The organism is Streptomyces sp. R28, from assembly GCF_041052385.1.
GTDB lineage: Bacteria > Actinomycetota > Actinomycetes > Streptomycetales > Streptomycetaceae > Streptomyces.
Window position 1 is genome coordinate 9,221,640 of sequence record NZ_CP163439.1, and the last position, 16,701, is coordinate 9,238,340.

General features: G+C 72.6%; 12 protein-coding genes. 7 read left to right on the plus strand and 5 right to left on the minus strand.

The window, feature by feature from the left end; all coding sequences use genetic code 11:
* Positions 1 to 20 precede the first annotated feature (20 nt).
* Together AB5J49_RS40495 and AB5J49_RS40500 are read right to left on the minus strand one after the other, a co-directional pair.
* Positions 21 to 1,370: an MFS transporter gene (locus AB5J49_RS40495; protein WP_369173865.1), complete on the minus strand. Its 1,350-nt coding sequence runs from the start codon at positions 1,368 to 1,370 to the stop codon at positions 21 to 23.
* Entirely contained in the window at positions 1,367 to 1,969 is a 603-nt protein-coding gene (locus AB5J49_RS40500) for a TetR/AcrR family transcriptional regulator (protein WP_369173866.1), read from the minus strand. The genes AB5J49_RS40495 and AB5J49_RS40500 overlap by 4 nt, the downstream gene beginning before the upstream one ends.
* A 101-nt stretch (positions 1,970 to 2,070) precedes the next feature.
* Here AB5J49_RS40500 and AB5J49_RS40505 point away from each other — a divergent pair, with 101 nt between their 5' ends.
* The 3 genes from AB5J49_RS40505 to AB5J49_RS40515 all read left to right on the plus strand — a co-directional run bounded on the left by AB5J49_RS40505 (position 2,071) and on the right by AB5J49_RS40515 (position 6,734).
* On the plus strand, positions 2,071 to 2,520 hold the full coding sequence (locus tag AB5J49_RS40505) for a PPOX class F420-dependent oxidoreductase (RefSeq protein WP_369173867.1): 450 nt from the start codon (positions 2,071 to 2,073) through the stop codon (positions 2,518 to 2,520).
* A gap of 162 nt (positions 2,521 to 2,682) precedes the next feature.
* Positions 2,683 to 2,997: a trypco2 family protein gene (locus tag AB5J49_RS40510; RefSeq protein ID WP_369173868.1), complete on the plus strand. Its 315-nt coding sequence runs from the start codon at positions 2,683 to 2,685 to the stop codon at positions 2,995 to 2,997.
* Complete coding sequence (locus tag AB5J49_RS40515; protein ID WP_369173869.1) at positions 2,994 to 6,734, plus strand: trypsin-like serine protease; 3,741 nt, start codon at positions 2,994 to 2,996, stop codon at positions 6,732 to 6,734. Before AB5J49_RS40510 ends, AB5J49_RS40515 begins: the two co-directional genes overlap by 4 nt.
* 20 nt (positions 6,735 to 6,754) lie before the next feature.
* Here AB5J49_RS40515 and AB5J49_RS40520 read toward each other — a convergent pair whose 3' ends face one another.
* Genes AB5J49_RS40520 through AB5J49_RS40530 form a run of 3 tightly spaced genes read right to left on the minus strand, consistent with a single transcriptional unit; the run spans position 6,755 to position 10,680 of the window.
* Positions 6,755 to 7,894 carry a glycosyltransferase gene (locus tag AB5J49_RS40520; protein ID WP_369173870.1) on the minus strand — a complete coding sequence of 380 codons (1,140 nt, stop codon included), beginning with the start codon at positions 7,892 to 7,894 and terminating at the stop codon, positions 6,755 to 6,757.
* Positions 7,895 to 7,929: 35 nt separating this feature from the next.
* Positions 7,930 to 9,255 (minus strand): nucleotide sugar dehydrogenase, encoded by a 1,326-nt coding sequence (locus AB5J49_RS40525; RefSeq protein WP_369173871.1) that lies wholly within the window; start codon positions 9,253 to 9,255, stop codon positions 7,930 to 7,932.
* 6 nt (positions 9,256 to 9,261) lie between these two features.
* Positions 9,262 to 10,680: a glycosyltransferase family 4 protein gene (locus AB5J49_RS40530; protein WP_369173872.1), complete on the minus strand. Its 1,419-nt coding sequence runs from the start codon at positions 10,678 to 10,680 to the stop codon at positions 9,262 to 9,264.
* Between the two features lie 265 nt (positions 10,681 to 10,945).
* Between AB5J49_RS40530 and wecB the strand changes: the two genes are divergently transcribed.
* From wecB to AB5J49_RS40550, 4 genes are read left to right on the plus strand one after another with little or no spacing between them, the layout of a single operon-like run.
* A complete protein-coding gene (gene wecB, locus AB5J49_RS40535; RefSeq protein WP_369173873.1) occupies positions 10,946 to 12,034 on the plus strand; it encodes a non-hydrolyzing UDP-N-acetylglucosamine 2-epimerase in 1,089 nt (362 codons plus the stop codon).
* Entirely contained in the window at positions 12,027 to 12,668 is a 642-nt protein-coding gene (locus tag AB5J49_RS40540) for a class I SAM-dependent methyltransferase (RefSeq protein WP_369173874.1), read from the plus strand. Before wecB ends, AB5J49_RS40540 begins: the two co-directional genes overlap by 8 nt.
* Positions 12,668 to 14,476, plus strand: coding sequence for a hypothetical protein (locus AB5J49_RS40545; protein ID WP_369173875.1), 1,809 nt, complete (start codon positions 12,668 to 12,670; stop codon positions 14,474 to 14,476). The genes AB5J49_RS40540 and AB5J49_RS40545 overlap by 1 nt, the downstream gene beginning before the upstream one ends.
* The gene (locus AB5J49_RS40550) at positions 14,473 to 16,656 is read left to right on the plus strand and encodes a glycosyltransferase (protein ID WP_369173876.1); all 2,184 of its coding nucleotides are present in this window, start codon (positions 14,473 to 14,475) and stop codon (positions 16,654 to 16,656) included. The genes AB5J49_RS40545 and AB5J49_RS40550 overlap by 4 nt, the downstream gene beginning before the upstream one ends.
* Positions 16,657 to 16,701: the final 45 nt, after the last annotated feature.

A 16,701-nucleotide genomic window follows, 5' to 3' on the forward strand; every position in this document is an offset into this window, starting at 1 on the left:
AGCCGGAACGGCCTCAGATCTCATCGTCGCCCAGGAACACGTGTACGGTCCTTCGATTGCCCATGATCGTCGATTGCCGGCCCCGGTCGTCCCGGCAGCTTTCGGCCCAGCGCCGCACCGGCCAGGACGACCCCGGCGAGGACACTCAGTGGCAGCTCAGGGCCACCGCCCGACCCCATGAGGGCGGTCGCGGCGGCCACGCCCAGCACCGGCCCGAGGTTCATCGCGGTCTGCTGCAGTCCGCCCGCCACCCCGGCCGACTCGACGGCGGCCTCGCGTACGACGACGTGGGTCGCCGCCACCATCACGGTGCCGAACCCGGCCCCCACCAGGGCGAACGCGACGCAGAGGGCAGGCGTGGCCGACGCCCGGGAGAGGACGAGGATCCCGACCGCGAGGACCGTCATCGCCGCCACGGTCGTACGCCGGGCCCCGGCCCGGCGCAGCAGCACCGCGCACGAGGGTGCCGCGAGCACCATCAGCAGGGCCAGCGGCAGGCTGACCAGGGCGCTGCGCATCGGGTCCAGACCGAGCGTGCCCTGCAACAGGAACGTGCCGACGAACAGCGCGCCCGACAGTGCCGCCGACGCGGCCACCAGCATGCCGAGCGCCGAGGCGACCGCCGCCGAGCCGATGACGTCGGGCGGCAGGAGAGGGCTCGCGGTACGGCGCTCGTGCCGGACGAAGGCGGCGCCGGTGACCGTGGCGGCCGCGGCGGTCCAGCCCCACCCCGGCAGCGCGACGAGGGCGTGGACCAGGCAGGCCAGGGTCACCGCGAGCAGGAGGGCGCCGGGCACGTCGAGCCGCGCGGGGGAGATGGTGCGCGCGGGCCGCACCGCGAGTGCGAGCACGCCGAAGACGAGGGCGGGCACGACGTTCAGCAGGAACACGGCTCGCCAGCCCGGCCCTGCCACCAGCGCACCGCCCACCACCGGCCCGGCGGCGGCCGCCACTCCGATCGCGGCGGTCCGTACGGCGATCGGCGTCCGCAGCCGGTCGGGCGGGTACGCGGCCCGCAGCATCCCGAGCGTGGCCGGCTGCGACAGCGCCCCGAACACGCCCTGCACGACCCGCAGCCCGACGACCCAGCCGACGCCGGGTGCCAGAGCGATACCGGCCGACGCGGCCCCGAAGCCGAGCATGCCGATGCCGAAGACGCGATGGTGCCCGTACCGGTCGCCGAGCCGTCCGGCGAACACCAACAGGCTTGCCACCGCGATGAGATAACCGGTGCTGGTCCACTGGACCTGAGCGAAGGAGGCACCCAGGTCGCGTTGCAGGGTGGGCTGGGCGAGGGTCAGGACGGTGCCGTCGAGCGCGACGATCACGGCGCCGGCGACGCTGCTCGCGAGGGTGAGGCGCGGGTTCATTCGGTCACCGGCCCGAGGTGTGCGTCCAGGGTCGAGTGCAGCAGCCGTACGAAGTCGTGGGCGCCCGTGGCGAGTTGGAGGCTGCCCCAGCCCCAGAGCTGGGCGATGCCGTGCAGGCTGGCCCACAACGCGCCCGCGACGAGCCGGGCGTCGGCGTCGGGGCGTACCTGGGCGACCAGGTCCACCAGGCGGTCGAAGAGGGGGAGGCTGGTGTCGCGCAGCCCCAAGTGGCCGCTTTCCAGCAGATCGTGACGGAACATCAGCTCGTACATGCCGGGGTTGTCCAGCGCGAACTCCAGGTAGACGCGCCCCAGCGCGGCCAGCTCCGCCCGGGGGCTCGCCGTACCGTCGCCGACCGCAATCGCAGCCGTCGCAGTCGCCGTCGCTCGTCGCGCCAGCTCGTCGAAGCCGCGGTGTGCGATGGCCGACAGCAGTTCCAGGTGGGTGGGGAAGTAGCGGCGTGGCGCGCCGTGCGAGACGCCGGCCCGGCGGGCGATCTCCCGCAGGGTGAGCGCCTGGGCGCCTTCCCGGGTCACGAGATCCACGCCTGCGTCGACGAGTCGGGCCCGCAGTCCCGTATCGGAATCGGATTCCTGCATAGACACTGTCTACCATGATCGAGTAGACAGTGTCTACGAGGGAATGCCGCGGGGGAATGTGCGGGGGAATGTGCGGACCGCCCGGCAGGGTTGATTTAGACATGACTGAGGACTCCACCCAGAACGCACTGCTCGCGCTGCTCTCAGAGGGCCACGGCGGGGTGCTGGTCACCCTCAAGCGCGACGGCCGGCCGCAGCTGTCGAACGTCGGCCACGCCTACTACCCCGACGAGCGGATCATCCGCGTCTCGATCACGGACGACCGCGCCAAGACCCGCAACCTGCGCCGGGACCCCAGGGCGTCGTACCACGTCACGTCCCCCGACCGGTGGGCGTACGTCGTCGCCGAGGGCACGGCGGAGCTCTCGCCGGTCGCGAAGGATCCGTACGACGCCACGGTCGACGAGCTCGTCCGTCTGTACCGGGACGTCCTGGGCGAGCACCCCGACTGGGAGGACTTCCGGGCCGCGATGGTCCGGGACGGCCGACTGGTGCTGCGGTTGAAAGTGGAACGGGCTTACGGGATTCCGAAGGGTGCCAACCGGGGGTGAGCGGCTGATTGACGCACCGTCACCTGCCCCTCCTGCCGTGGACCGCTTTCCGCAGGTGATCGAGTTGCTTCGCCCGGGGATTCCCGAAGAATTGCTGGGAGAGGCGTCTCCCGGCGGAAGCCCGGATTCGGGTGGGGAACTCCTGCGTGAGGGAGTACCGCGATGGCAGACAGGCAGCAGGCGGACCAGGCCGATGGGTTGGGGCTCGCGGACATGATCGCCGCACTGCGCTCCGAACTCGAAGTTGCCCAGCAGCGCGCAGTGGCGGAGAAGCTGCGCTTCGGGATCAGCGATGTCGAGGTCGAGGCCACGGTCCAGATCGTGCGGAACACCTCGGGCCGGGCTGGTGTGCAGTTCTATGTGGTCCAGGCCGGCGGCGAGTACTCGCGCGGCCATGCCACGACGCACCGGATCAAGCTGAATCTGAATCTGCCACGCGACATGCGCATCGCCGATGCGGGAGAAGACGCGCAATGACCGGGCTGGACGCCGAGCGATTGGTGTCGCTTTCCGCGGAGGGAAAACGAGGCTCGGGATACCTGCTGACGCCGGATCTCGTTCTCACGGCCGGTCACTGCGTCGGCTCGAAGGGATCCGCGGTCACGGTCCGCAAATACTCTCGCCGTGAGGGGAGTTATGAACTCCCGGACGATCGGCAGACCTTCCTGGTCGCGGTCAACACAGGCGCGGAACTCGATTGCGCGCTCCTGGCATCCACCGTGGACGACCCGTTCCGTACGGGACAGGGCGGCCGGGGCGACGAGGTGCGGTTGGGGCGGCTCGTCGGTGACGACGCCGTTCCGGCGCAGGCGCTGGGCTTCCCGAGGTCCGGGGTGACCGAGGCCGGAGCGAGGCGGTGGGTGAACGTGGAGGACGTTCGGGGCACCGTCCTGCCGCTCACGGGGTCGAGGCGCGAGGTACGGCGGCTGAACTTCCAGGTCCGGACGGGAGCTTCACCGGCCGTCCAGGGGTCGTCGCTGTGGAGCGGTCTGTCGGGTGCGGCTCTGTTCAGCGGGGATCACCTGGTGGGTGTGATCACCGAGGACCGCGCCACGATCGAGGGACGGCTGACGGCGGTGCCGGTCGGTGCGGTCTTCGGCGACGACGGCCTCGACGAGGCGAACGCGTGCCTTCTGGCGACGAGGGGCGCGGCGGCCACCGCGCGGGTCGCGCTGGATCCCGTCTGGGCGGGCGGCGAGAGTCTGACGCCCCCGTACAGCCCGCTGCCCCTGCGTGATCAGTGGTCCGAGGCCGACCTCCTGGAGTCCCGCCACGGCGTCGTGCCCTTCCGGGGCCGCACCGAGCAGCTGCACGAGCTGGTCGACTGGTGCGAACGCGGTGACGGACAGCGCATTCGCCTGCTCACCGGGGGCGGCACCGTCGGCAAGTCCCGTCTCGCCCGTGAGCTGTGCCGCACGATGGCAAAGCGGGGCTGGGTCGCCGGTGTCGTCGACCCGCTGCACGTGGCGTTCTCCAGCGTCTGCGCCCTGAAGGAGAAACGGCTTCTCGTCGTCGACGACGCCGATGCCCAGGCGGGTCAGCTGGACGTACTCCTGGCCGAGGCGGCCGAGCACCACAGCCACGACGCGCTGCGCGTCCTGGCCGTCGCCCAGCGTGGCGGACTGTGGTGGCAGGCGATCAGACGGCGGTACGAATCACTGGTCGACGCGGAGGAGCCGCCGCCGCTTGCGCCGCTGCGCGAAGCCGACCGCGAGGACGTCTACCGCGCGGCGGTCACCGCCTTCCGGGGCTGGTACGCGCAGAGCGACACGACGGACGCCCCGGCACAGGCCGCCTCCATGCCCGGCGACGAGGCCGTGCAGGACGGCGAACCGCAGGACGAACCGGGCGTGCCCCGCCTCGAAGGGCCCGACTTCGGCAGCTACCTGCTCATCCTGATCCAGGCCCTGGTGGACGCGCGTACCAGCATCGGCAAAGTGCCCTCGCCGACGGCCGGACGACCCTCGCGCTCACGCGCCGACGCACTGCTGGACTACGCCATCGACGTGGAGCGGCAGAGGTGGCAGACGTCCGCCGAGAGACACGAACTCCCGCACGACCCGGTCCTGCTCGAGCGGATCGTCGCCGTCTGCAGCCTGGCGGTGGCCGACGGCGAGACGGACGGGGAACGGGAGACCGAGGCCGCGCGCCGGCTGCGGCTCGTCCCCGACCTGGCCGACGAACCGGAGTGGCTCACGCGCGCGTTCGCCCGCTGGCAGCACGCCGCGTTCACCGGCGATGGCTACCTTCGTTCGCTGCAGCCGCTTCGGCTCGCGGAGCGGCTCGGCGCCCAAGTGATCGAGACGTTCCCGGAGTTGGCGGCGAAACTGCTCGACGTCGGTGGCGGAGGACCGGGAGTGCCGGACGACCCGACCGATCAGGCCCGCCAGATACTCAACGTGCTCCACGTCCTGCAACTCACCGCCGGCTCCGACGCCGCCCGGTCCGGCGACATGGGCGAGGCCGAGAACAGCATGGCGGAACCGGACGGGGAGACCAGACACGGCCCGTCCGTCCAACAGCGGGCCCGTGGGACGCTGGAGCGGGCGCTGCGGGACCACGCCGTCCCCGTCGTCAGGCTGGTCAAGCAGGTCGCCGTCACCGATCAGGACCAGTTCGCGAGCGCCATCGGCACATCCCTGGCCGCCGCGCTGAACTCCACACTGCACGAGAAGTCGGCGCAGGAGGTCGCCGCCCAGGTCCTGCGGGAGTTCGACGCCACCTGCGCGGACGTGTTGCTGGAGCTTGCCACGGCCGTCGCGGAACACGCGGTGCAGTTCCACCGGCGCGCCGACGCACCCGCCACGCAGGACAACCGCAGGGAACTGGCCCAGGCCCTGCAACGGTGGTCCCTGTACCTGGCCAGTTCGGGGCTGCGCATCCGGGCGCACGAGGTCGCCGGGCAGGCGGTCGACACGTTCCACGCGCTGCAACAGCTCAGCCCGTCCGAGGAGCACGAGTTCTATCTCGCCGAAGCCCTCAAGGACCTGGCGGACCGGCTCGTGGACGTCGGGCGGTTCGAGGACGCCGACCACTGCGCCGGGGACGCCATCCGGCGCCTGGAGGCGCTGTATCAGCGCGCCCCCTCGCGCAGGCACGCCTTCGGCCTGGTGAAGGCCCTGTGCACCCGGGCCACGGCGGCCCACCGGGTCGGTCGCCAGCGCGAGGCGCTGCAGGCGGCGAACGAGGCGTGCGACCTGATCGAGCAGTTGCCGCAGCCGGGCGAGGGAGAGGGAGGGGGTGAGGGCGACGCGTACGAGTCGGACGAGATCCAGAGCATGAAGGCGTTCGCGCTGCGTGGCCTCGCCTGGCAACTCGGCGCGAGCGGACACGTCGAACAGGCGGTGGCCAAGGGCATCGAAAGCGTCGAGACGTACCAGGCGCTGCGCCAGGGGTCACCGGGTCTGTGGAAGCGGGACATCGCCGAAGCCCTGTCCGTCCTGGGCGTCCAGCACGGCGCCCGGGAGAACTGGGACGCCTGCGTCGCCCGGCACAGGGAAGCCGTGGACGGGCACTACAAGGCACTGGAGCGGGAGTACCGCGAGGCCGTTCGGCCGCAACACGCCCTCGCGCTGGGCCGGTTGGCGCAGGCGCACCTGGGCAGGGCGCGGACCCGGTCGGGCGAGAGCCGGCAGGAGGACCTGCAGCGGGCGCTGGAACACGTCGAGGAGGCGTTGGACCAGTACGAGAGGATGCGCAAGGAGGACAGGTGGGCCAACCGGATCCACGAGGCGTGGACGAGCTGTCTGCAAGCGGAGATCCTGCTCGAGTTCGGCAGCACGGACCGGCCGAACCGCGTCACGGCCGTCACGCGACAGAGCTTCGGACGGGCCGAGTCCGCCGCCCGGCGGGCCCTGTCGCTGTACGACGAGATCGACGTACGCGCGTGGAAGCTGAGGTTCGCCCGAGCGCACGCGCAGGCGGTCCTCGCCAAGTCCTACGGGGGCAGGGGTCGCCCGCGGAGCAAGGTCCTGCGCGCGCACGAGCAGGCCAGGCACGCGTTCACCCGGCTCGACGCCGAGGAACCCGGGCGGGCCGAGGAGGAGTTGCTCGGGATCGAGGAAGCGATCGACGGCCTCAAGCAGACCGGCCCGCCGGCGCAGGCCCGTGCGCAGCCCGCGGTGAACCGGTCGGGCAAACGGCGGAGGCGGCATCAGCCCAAGACCCGTCTCAGGAGCCGTCAGGGTGCGCAAGTGCGGCGCAAGCACCGGTGAAACCGTTCGCTTCGCTTGTGTCATCGGGCGACGACAGCGGGCGCCGGGTTCGCGTCCGCCTCCTTCACCCAGGCCTCCAGGCACATCGCGAACTCGGTCGCCCGGTCGGCCCAGTTGAGGTCGGAGAGCGCCGCCACCCAGCCCCGTGTGGCCGCGCGGCTGCGCATCTCCGGGTCGGCGCGCAGCCGCCGTACGGCCTCCGCCGCCGAGGCCGGATCCTCGTACGGTACGACGAGACCGCAGCCGTAGCGCTCGACCAGGTCGGCCGCGAGCGGGGTGGGTGTGGTGACGACGGGGACGCCGTGGGCCATGTACTCCACGACCTTGGTGGGCCGTGAATGGCGGTAGTTGGGCTGGTCGTGCAGGAGGGAGAGGCCGGCCAGGGCGCCGGAGAGCAGATCGAGGGCGCGGTCGTTGGGCAGGTACCCGTGCCAGCGCAGTACGCCGTCCCGGTCGGCCTCGGTGAGCGCGCCTCGCACATCGGGGTCCGCCCCGCCGATGACCTCGACGTGTACGTCCGGTGCCAGCAGCCGTGCCGTCTCGATGAGTTCCAGCGTGCCCCGCGCCCGCGACAGGTGCCCGAGGTAGACGACCCGGTCCTCGCCCGGCGGCTCGGGCGGCTCGGGCGGCACCGTCGCGAGGTTGGCCACCACGGGATGCGGGCGGTGGAAGCGGTGCTGGTAGGCGTCCTCGGCGAGCAGCAGCCGCAGGTGCCGCTCCGCCAGCCGCTCGGCCGCCCGCACGGCCAGTCGGAGCGGTGGCCGTAGGGGCCTGGGCACCCAGCGCTTCATCACCAGCGCCGCCGCGGTGTCCTCGTGCACGTCCCACACGGTGACGGGAGCGCGTCCCTCGTGCCGCCAACGGCGCAGTGTGCCGGGCAGCGCCAGCAGCAGCTCGGGATCGTGCAGCAGCACCACGTCCACCGTCGGTCCGCGCTCGGCCAGCAGCGCGCGGGCCGCGCGGAGCGCCACCCGGCGGTCCCGTCCGGCGGCCCGGGGCAGATCCACACCCTCGACGTACGGCCGCGGTGCCACCTGCCGTGCCGCGAACGGCGCGGCGTACACCACCCGGTGGCCGCGCTGGCGCAGGGCGGCGATCTCCCGGTGCAGGATCCGCGCGTCCTCGGGGTGATGGACGACGGTGACGACGAGTATCCGCATCAGCGCACCTTTCGAAGTGGCCCGAGATCGAACGCTTACAGCACCTCGACCCCGGGCCGGAAGATCCGCCCCCGGGTGTCGAACAGCAGCCGGGCCGCGTCGCCGAGGGCCGGCAGGTCGTAGGCCGAGTGGTCCTGGAGCAGGATCGTCAGGTCGTGCTCGCGCACCGCCGCCATGACGTCGTCGACGCGCGGGACGCTCACCCCGTCCACGGACCACAGCCGCACGCTCGGGTCGTGGAAGGAGATCTCGGCCTCCCGCTCCCGCAGCAGCCGCGCCACCGGCACCGCCGGCGACTCCCGCTGGTCGGCCACGTCCGGCTTGTAGGTGACCCCGAGCAGCAGTACCCGGGAGCCGTGCAGCGGCCGGCCCACGGTGTTGAGGAGATCCTGGGCGCGGCGTACGACGTACTCCGGCATCCGCCGGTTGATCTCCTGGGCGAGTTCGACGAACCGGAACTCGTACCCGAGCGAGGAACGCACCTTGTACGAAAGGTAGTTGGGGTCGATGGGGATGCAGTGCCCGCCCACGCCGGGACTGGGCCTGAACGCCTGGAAGCCGAACGGCTTCGTGCCGGCGCAGCGGATCGCGTCCCACAGGTCGACGTGCAACTCGTGGCTGATGACGGCCAGTTCGTTGACCAGGGCGATGTTCACGTGCCGGTAGGTGTTCTCCAGCAGCTTGGCCATCTCGGCCTCGCGGGTGCCCTTCGCCTGGACGACGGTGTCGACGAGCTTGCCGTAGAAGGCGACGGCGCGCGCCGCGCAGGACGGCGTGCAGCCGCCGACCACCTTGGGCGTGGTGCGCAGTCCGTGCGCGGTGTTGCCGGGGTCGATGCGCTCGGGTGAGAAGGCCAGCGCGAAGTCCACGCCCACCCGCAGCCCCGACTCCTCCAGGAGCGGTCGTACGACCTCCTCGGTGGTTCCCGGATAGGTGGTCGACTCCAGCACCACCAGCTGTCCGGGCCGCAGCCGGTCCGCCACCGTCCGCGTGGCCGAGGTGACCGCGCCGAGGTCGGGCCCGCCGTCCTTGCCGAGCGGGGTCGGCACACAGATGACGACGGTCTGGGCGCGGGCCAGACAGGCGGCGTCCGTGGACGCGGCGAACCCGGCCGCCCGCATCCGCAGGAGGTCCTCGTCCAGGACGTCGTCGACATGGGAGTGCCCGGTGTTGAGGGCTTCCACGACCCGGGGATCGCGGTCGAGGCCGACGACCCTCAGGCCGACCGACGCCGCCTCACGCGCGAGCGGCAGTCCGACGTAGCCGAGCCCGATCACCGCCAGATCGATGTGATCGGGCCGTTCTGCTTCCCCGAGCGGTTCGCTCTCTTCCCCCAGCGGTCCGGTCTGGTCCACCTGCATTGGGACTCACCCCGCATCAAGGCATCCGAGGGCGCGGTACGCGTCACGGGTTGTGGCGGCGACCCGCGTCCAGGTGCGGTCACGCGCGACCATCGCGCGGGCGGCTGCTCCCCACTCAGAACGCCGATTTCGACTGTAAAGGAGTATTTCCAGCTCATCAGCCCAGGAATATGGCGATTCAGGCTTGATTAGCCTCCCGTTCACCTCGTGTTCGACCAGTTCTCTCAGCGCGGTGACGTCACTGGCGGCGACGGGGACGCCGCTCGCCATCGCCTCGACCGGCTTGAGGGGGGTCACCAGATGGCACACGCGCTCGTCGGTGCGGGGTACCGCGAACACGTCCAACACGGCGTGGAAGTCGCGCACTTGGGAGTGCGGGACGCGGCCGGTGAACAGGGCGACCCCGTCGTCCAGGCCCAGCCGGGCGGCCAGTCGCTCCAGCCCGGCGCGCTCCGGACCGTCGCCGACGATCACCAGCCGCAGCGGGACTCCACGCCGGATCAGCTCTTCACCCGCATGGAGCAATGTGCCGATCCCCTCGTGCGGGGTGAGACTGCCGACCGTGCCCACGACGAACTCCTCCGGCGCGATACCGAGCCGGGCCCGCACGGGCGCCCCGTCCGGCAGGGGGGCCAGGAAGTCGTCGTCCACGGCGTTGGGCACGATCAGGACCCGCTCCTCGGGTACTCCACGGCCCACGATCTCGGCCTTCATCGCCTCACCCAGCGTCAGCACCACGTCGGCCTCGCGCATGCAGAACGTCTCCAGGGCGCGCCGCGCCCGGTACGTCTCGTCGTCCCGGCCGCGGCCCGGCGCCTGCGTCAGCCACGTCTCCTCCAGGAACCCCCGCACCTCGTAGACCACCGGCAGCCCGAAGGTCTCCCGCAGGGCGAGCGCCACACGCCCGTTGCCGTGGTCGGACGCGGCATGCAGTACGGCGGGCCGCAACCGCTCCACCAGCCCGGCGGCCAGTTCGGCATTACGCGCCAGCGCGGCCGCCTGCCCGTACGGCAGCCGGAGCGGCAGCAGCCGGTGCTGCGGCACGCCGCCCACGCGCTGCGACGGGCGGGCGTCCAGCACCCCCTGCGTCACGGGGAAGCCGATCCGGGTCACGACATGAGGCTCCAGCCCGGCCGCCAGCTGGGCTTCGGCGAGCTTCTGGGTGCGCACGGTGTAGCCGGCGTGCCGGAACGGCAGCCCGTTGGTGACCAGGTGGAGCACCCGGCCCGGTACGGGGTGAAATCGACGGCCGGGTGGCGCGGGCACCCGGGCGGCGGAGGGCGTCGCGACCGGCCCCGCGGTGCGGGCGCGTGCGGCGAGCCGCCGCTCGAACGGCCGCAACCCGCGCCGGGCACCCTCCGGCAGCAGACGTGCGGCGAGCAGGGCGGCCCGCAGCGGGTCCTGACGCAGTTCGCCAACGGCCACCGAGGCAGCCAGACTGAGGGCGAGTGGAACATTTCGGTACATATCGCCAAGTTAGGTCCAGCCGACGACGAGGGCCCGCCGACGGCGAGCGCCCACCAACGCCCACTGTCCCAACGACAACGGCCGCGAGGGAGCCGAAGGGCGCGCCGGTGTCGAGACGGCGAACGCGCGAACGCGCGGAGGCGCGAAGCGCCGAGCACGATCGCCGTCTCGACACCGGCTGAAAGCGCCCGTAGGCGACCGAGCAATCAAAGGGAGAGGCCCGATGAACGGCTGCGTACTCCATGTGGTCGGCACCCGGCCCAACTTCGTCAAGGCGGCACCGGTCGTCGCCGCCCTCGGTGCGGCGGGCTGCGACCAGGTGCTCGTCCACACCGGGCAGCACTACGACGAGCGGATGTCGGACATCTTCTTCCGGCAACTCGGCCTGCCCGAACCCGACACCGACCTCGGCGTCGGCTCGGGCAGCCACGCCCGGCAGATCGCCGACCTGCTGGTGGCCCTGGAGGCCGAGCTGACCGCCCGCGCACCCGCCCTGGTCACGGTCTACGGCGACGTGAACTCGACGCTGGCCGCCGCGCTCGTCGCCGCCCGAGGGGGCGTCCCGGTGGCCCATGTCGAGGCCGGGCTGCGCAGCTTCGACATGACGATGCCGGAGGAGGCCAACCGGCGTCTGGTCGACCAGTTGGCGCAGCTGTTGTTCGTCACCAGCCCCGAGGCCGTCGGCCACCTCGCCCGCGAGGGGATCGCCGCCGAGCGGGTGCACTTCGTCGGCAACCCGATGATCGACACCCTGCTCACCCATCTGGAGCATTTCGACCCGGCGGCCGCCCGCGCGGCCCACCGGCTGCCCGAGCGGTACGGCGTCGTCACGCTGCACCGGCCCGCCAACGTGGACGACCCGCAGGCCGCCGCGGCCGCCGCCCGTGTCCTGGCCGAGGCCGCCCGCCATCTCGACCTGGCCGTACCGCTGCACCCGCGCGGCCGGGCGGCGCTGAGCGCGGCGGGCCTCGCCGACGCATCGGGCGTCCACCTCCTCGACCCGCTCGGCTACGTCGAGTTCATGAGCCTGGTGCGCGGCGCCGCAGCGGTGATCACCGACTCGGGCGGCGTACAGGAGGAGACGACCGTCCTGGGCGTGCCGTGCCTGACCCTGCGCACCTCGACCGAACGCCCCGTCACGGTCACCCACGGCACCAACCGGCTCGTCACGCACGGGGAGTTGGTGCCGGCGCTGCGCAAGCTCCTGGACGGCGGGGGAGCGCCGTCCGCGGAGGGGCCGCCCCTGTGGGACGGCCGGGCGGGCGGCCGGATCGCCCGCGTGATCACCGGGTGGCTGGAGCGTCATGGCTGACGTCACGCGGACGTACTGGGACGCCCGCCACAACGACCACGACGAGCTCGCCTCCGGCGGGCACATCGGGCTCGACCGTCCGGGCAACGAGATCTTCTACGCCCAGCGGCTCGGCACACTGCTCTCCCTCATCGGCGACCTGTCCAGCCCCGCGGCCCCGCTGTTCGTGCTCGACGCCGGCTGCGGCAAGGGGTACTTCGCCCGCGCCCTGGCCCGCTGCGGCCATCGGGTCGACGCCTTCGACATCAGCCCGCCCGCCGTCGACCACGCCCGCGCCGAGGCCGGCGGCCCGCGGTACGCCGTCGCCGCGCTCGACGAGTGGCGCAGTCCGTGGCCGTACGACATCGTGGTCTGCGTGGACGTCCTGTTCCATGTACCGGACGACCAGGCGTGGGCGGCCGGTCTGCGCAACATGGCCTCCCTCATCCGCGTAACCGGCCGCCTGATCGCCACCGACATCGTCGCCGACGAGGCCACCGCCGAGCACACGCCCCACGGCGCCCGCATCGTGCACCGCCCGATCGCCGCCTACCGCGCCGAACTCGAGCCGCTCGGCCTGCGGCACACCCTCTCCAGGCCGTACGGCTTCCGGGAGAACCGGGTCGGCTTCCACGTCTTCACGAGGACCCGCTGATGCGCCTGACCGACCTGCTCCATCCGCACCTGGACGGCGTCACGACAGTGGTGGACGCGACCCGCGGCGGCCTGAACCTGGAGCCCTACCTGCACCTGCCGCCGGGCGTCACGCTGCGCCGCGACGACGAACGGCCCGTTGCGGAAGGGGAGTTGGCTCTCCTCTCGTACGGACCTGACACTGAGCTGCACGGGAGTGAGGACGCCTGTCGCGCCGTACTGGCACGCCTGCGGCCCGGGGCACGCGGGCTGATCGTGCTCGGGCACCGCGTATCCGAGCTCCCTTACCACCGGCTTCTCGACCATCTCGTGGCCCACCGCTGCCAGGTCCTGCGCGCGGCGCCCCTCGACTACGTCCATCTGCACGCGGGCGCGGTCGTCGCGCGCACCGACGAGCTCCTCGCGCCGCACGACTTCTTCGGCCGGCCCGTGCCCGCCGACGGCCACGTCACGGCGCTGCGGATCGCCGACGAGTACGTCTTCGCCGACCTGGCCTCCCGGTCCCTGCGCGCCCGGGTGCTGGACCTGGAACGGACCGTCGAGGAGGCGGAACGCACCCGGGACACCGCCGGGCAGGACGGGCTCGCCGAGCGGCTCGCCGCCGCCGTGCGGGAGAAGGACCAGCTCGCCGCCGCGCTGCGGGCCGCCCGGAACCGGGTCGACGTGCTGCAGGCGCGCGTGGCCATGCTGGAGGGCTCGACCTCGCTGCGCGTGGGAAAGGCGCTGGTGACGGCCGCCCGCTCGCCGAAGCGGGGCGCGGTCAGGCTGCCGGGGGAGCTGTATGGACTGTGGCGCGGGCGGCGGCGCGCGGCCGGGCCGGCGTCCGGGAGCACGCCGAAGGACCGGGCCGAGCCGGACACACCCATGGACGGCCGTTTTCACCTCGCCCATCGCGCCCTGACCGTGGCACCACGCGACCGGCTCGTCGTCGCCGGTGTGTTCACCCCCGCCACCGCCGAGGACTTCGCGGCGGACGTGGTCGTGAACCGGCTGCTGCCGCACGACGGGCGGCTGCTCGTGCAACGCACCGACCCGGACGTGCTCGTCGTGCAGCTGAGTGCCTGCACGGGGGACGGTCCCTGGTCGCTCACCGGCACCGGGCTCGCCCCCGACCTGGACCGCACCCTCGCCGAACTGCTCGCCGAGACCAGGGTGTCGGGTCGGTCGGCCGTGCTGTGGCGGGACGTTCCCCCGGCCGTCGCGCCGGGGCTCGCCCGGCTCGCCTGGGATGCCGTCCTCGACGCGGACACCGGCGTACGGCTCGGCCGGCTGGACCCGGTCGCGGAGGGCCGGGAGCGGCTGCGCGAGGTGTTCCGGGCGGACAGCACTCGGGTACGGCTCTCCCGGCTGGCGCGCCTGGCAGGGGCCCCGGATCCACTGGACGAGCGGCGCGTCGCCGTGCTGGCCGCGCCCCGGGACCGCACCGAGGTCGCCCGGCTCGTCGGGCAGGTGCTCGGCCAGCTGCACCGCCCGGTCGAGGTCGTCGTGCCCGATCCGGCGGGGCTCGACGAACTCACCGCCGCCGGAGTGGCCGTACGCCGAGGGCAGCCCGTGGCGCCCTGGGTCGCCGACTGGACGGACCTCACCGAGGACCGGCCGGACACCCTGCTGCTCGATCTGATGTGCGCCCAGGAGTACTCCGGCGCCGACGCGGTGGGCCACACGCCGGCCGCCGACGACTACGTCTTCGTGCCGTCGCTGCGACCGCTGCTGGTGCGCCGGTCGCTGCACATGTCCGGTACGGCGCCTGGAAGTTGGGCCGGTCAGGGACACCGTCTGTTCGCCGTGCGCGGGAAGGAGCCGTCATGAGCCGTACGCTGCGGGCGCTCGTCTACGGCGACGTGGACCTCAACCTCATCGACGGCTCCGCCGTGTGGGCGCAGTCGACGATGCAGGCCCTGTCCCGGGCGGGCTGCGAGAGTCGGCTCGTCCTGAAGTCCCCTGTCCGAACGGGCCGGTTGACCGATCCGCTGGCCGAGCTGCCCGGGGTCACCCTGGTGCGTCCGCACGAGGAGCGGCTGCTGCCGGGCCTCGCCGACCGGCCCATGTCGCCGGTGCAGGCCGCACAGGTGCTCACCCGGCTCGACGCGGACGACCCCTGCGACCTGCTGGTGCTGCGCGGCCGGCGGCTGGTGACGCGGATCGTGGCCGACGGCCGGTTCGACGGGCGGATCTGGGCCTATCTCACCGACATCCCGCAGTCCGCCGCCGAGATGACCGAGGCGGCCCGTGCGGAACTCGCCCTCATCGCCGAGGCCTCGCAGCGACTCTTGTGCCAGACCGAGGAGTTGCGCTGCTTCCTGGAGACCTGGGTGCCCGAGGCCTGCGGCAAGTGCGTGCTCAGCCCGCCCGCCGTGCCCGAGCCGGGCTTCCCGCTGCCGGACCGGGACGCCCCCCACGATCCGCTGCGTCTCGTCTACACCGGCAAGTTCGCACCCAGGTGGAACACCCTGCCCATGACCCGGCTGCCGGAGCTGCTCGCCGAGCGAGGCGTCCCCGCCGAACTGCACACCGTCGGCGACAAGATTCACGACGATGCGTCCCACCCCTCCTTCCAGGCCGACATGGCGCGGGCGCTGGCCGGCGCGCCCGGTGTCCACCACCACGGCGGACAGCCGCGCGAGGAGGCCATGCGCATCGCCGCGGACTGCGACGTGGGCCTCGGCTGGCGCGACCCGGTGCTCGACTCCAGCCTCGAACTGTCCACCAAAGTCCTGGAGTTCGGTGCTCTGGGCCTGCCCGTGGTGCTCAACCGCACACCGGCGCACGAGGCGCTGCTCGGCACCGACTACCCGCTGTTCGTGCCCGGACGCGCCGGACTCGACGACGCCGCCGAAGCCGTCGCCCGAGCCGTCCGCGAGCCGCAGGCCAGGCGCCTCGCGGCCGACCGCTGCCGCGAGGCAGCCCGGCACCACACCCTGGACGGAGTGGCCGCCCGCTGGCGCGCCCACCTCGACCGCGCCTTCCCCGCCGCACCCGCCGGAGTGACGGCCCGCAGCCGACCCCTGCGCGTAGGCGTCGCCGGGCACGACCTGAAGTTCCTCACCCGACTCCTCGACCACTTCCGCTCGCTGCCCGGACTGGAGATACGGGTCGACGCCTGGCCTGCGCTGTCCCGCCACGACCCGGACGCGAGCCGTGAACTCGCCGACTGGGCGGACGTGGTGGTCGTCGAGTGGTGCGGCCCGGCCGCCGTCTGGTACAGCCGCCACAAGCGGCGCGGCAGCCGGCTCGTCGTACGGCTGCACCGCTTCGAGCTGGACGCCGATTGGCCCGGCCAGGTCGACATCGACGCCGTCGACCGGGTGGTGTGCGTCAGCCCGTACTACGCCCGGCGCACCCGCGAGCACACCGGCTGGCCCGCCTCGAAGGTCGTGGTGGTCCCCAACTGGGTGGACACCGACCAGCTCGACCGCCCGAAGGCACCGGGTGCCCACCACCGCCTCGGCATGATCGGCATCGCGCCCAGCCGTAAACGCCTCGACCTCGGCCTCGACGTGCTTCAGGCGCTGCGTGCCCGGGACCGGCGCTGGCATCTGTCGGTCAAGTCGAAGCCGCCCTGGGAGTACTGGTGGATCTGGAACAAGCCCGAGGAACGTGAGCACTACGACGCCGTACTGCGCCGTATGCAGACCTCGCCGCTCCTGGAAGGAGCCGTCGTCTTCGACACGTTCGGGCCGGACGTGGCGGGCTGGCTGCGGCGGGTCGGGCATGTGCTGTCCACCAGCGACGACGAGAGCTTCCACCTCGCGCCCGCCGAGGGCATGGCCTCCGGCGCCGTACCGTCGCTGCTGCCGTGGCCCGGCGCGGACGAGATCTACGACCGGCGGTGGATTCACGACAGCCCCGAGGCGATGGCCGAGGCGATCGCCGCACTCGGCGAGGACGGCTGGCACTCCGCCGCCGACCTGGCCCGCACCCAGGTACGGGAGGGCTTCTCCCTGGAGCGGGTCGCCGAGACCTGGACGGAGCTGCTCGTGGCGGGATGACGCCCGAGTCCCCGGAGCCTTCGCGGCGTCCGGGGACTCGGAGGT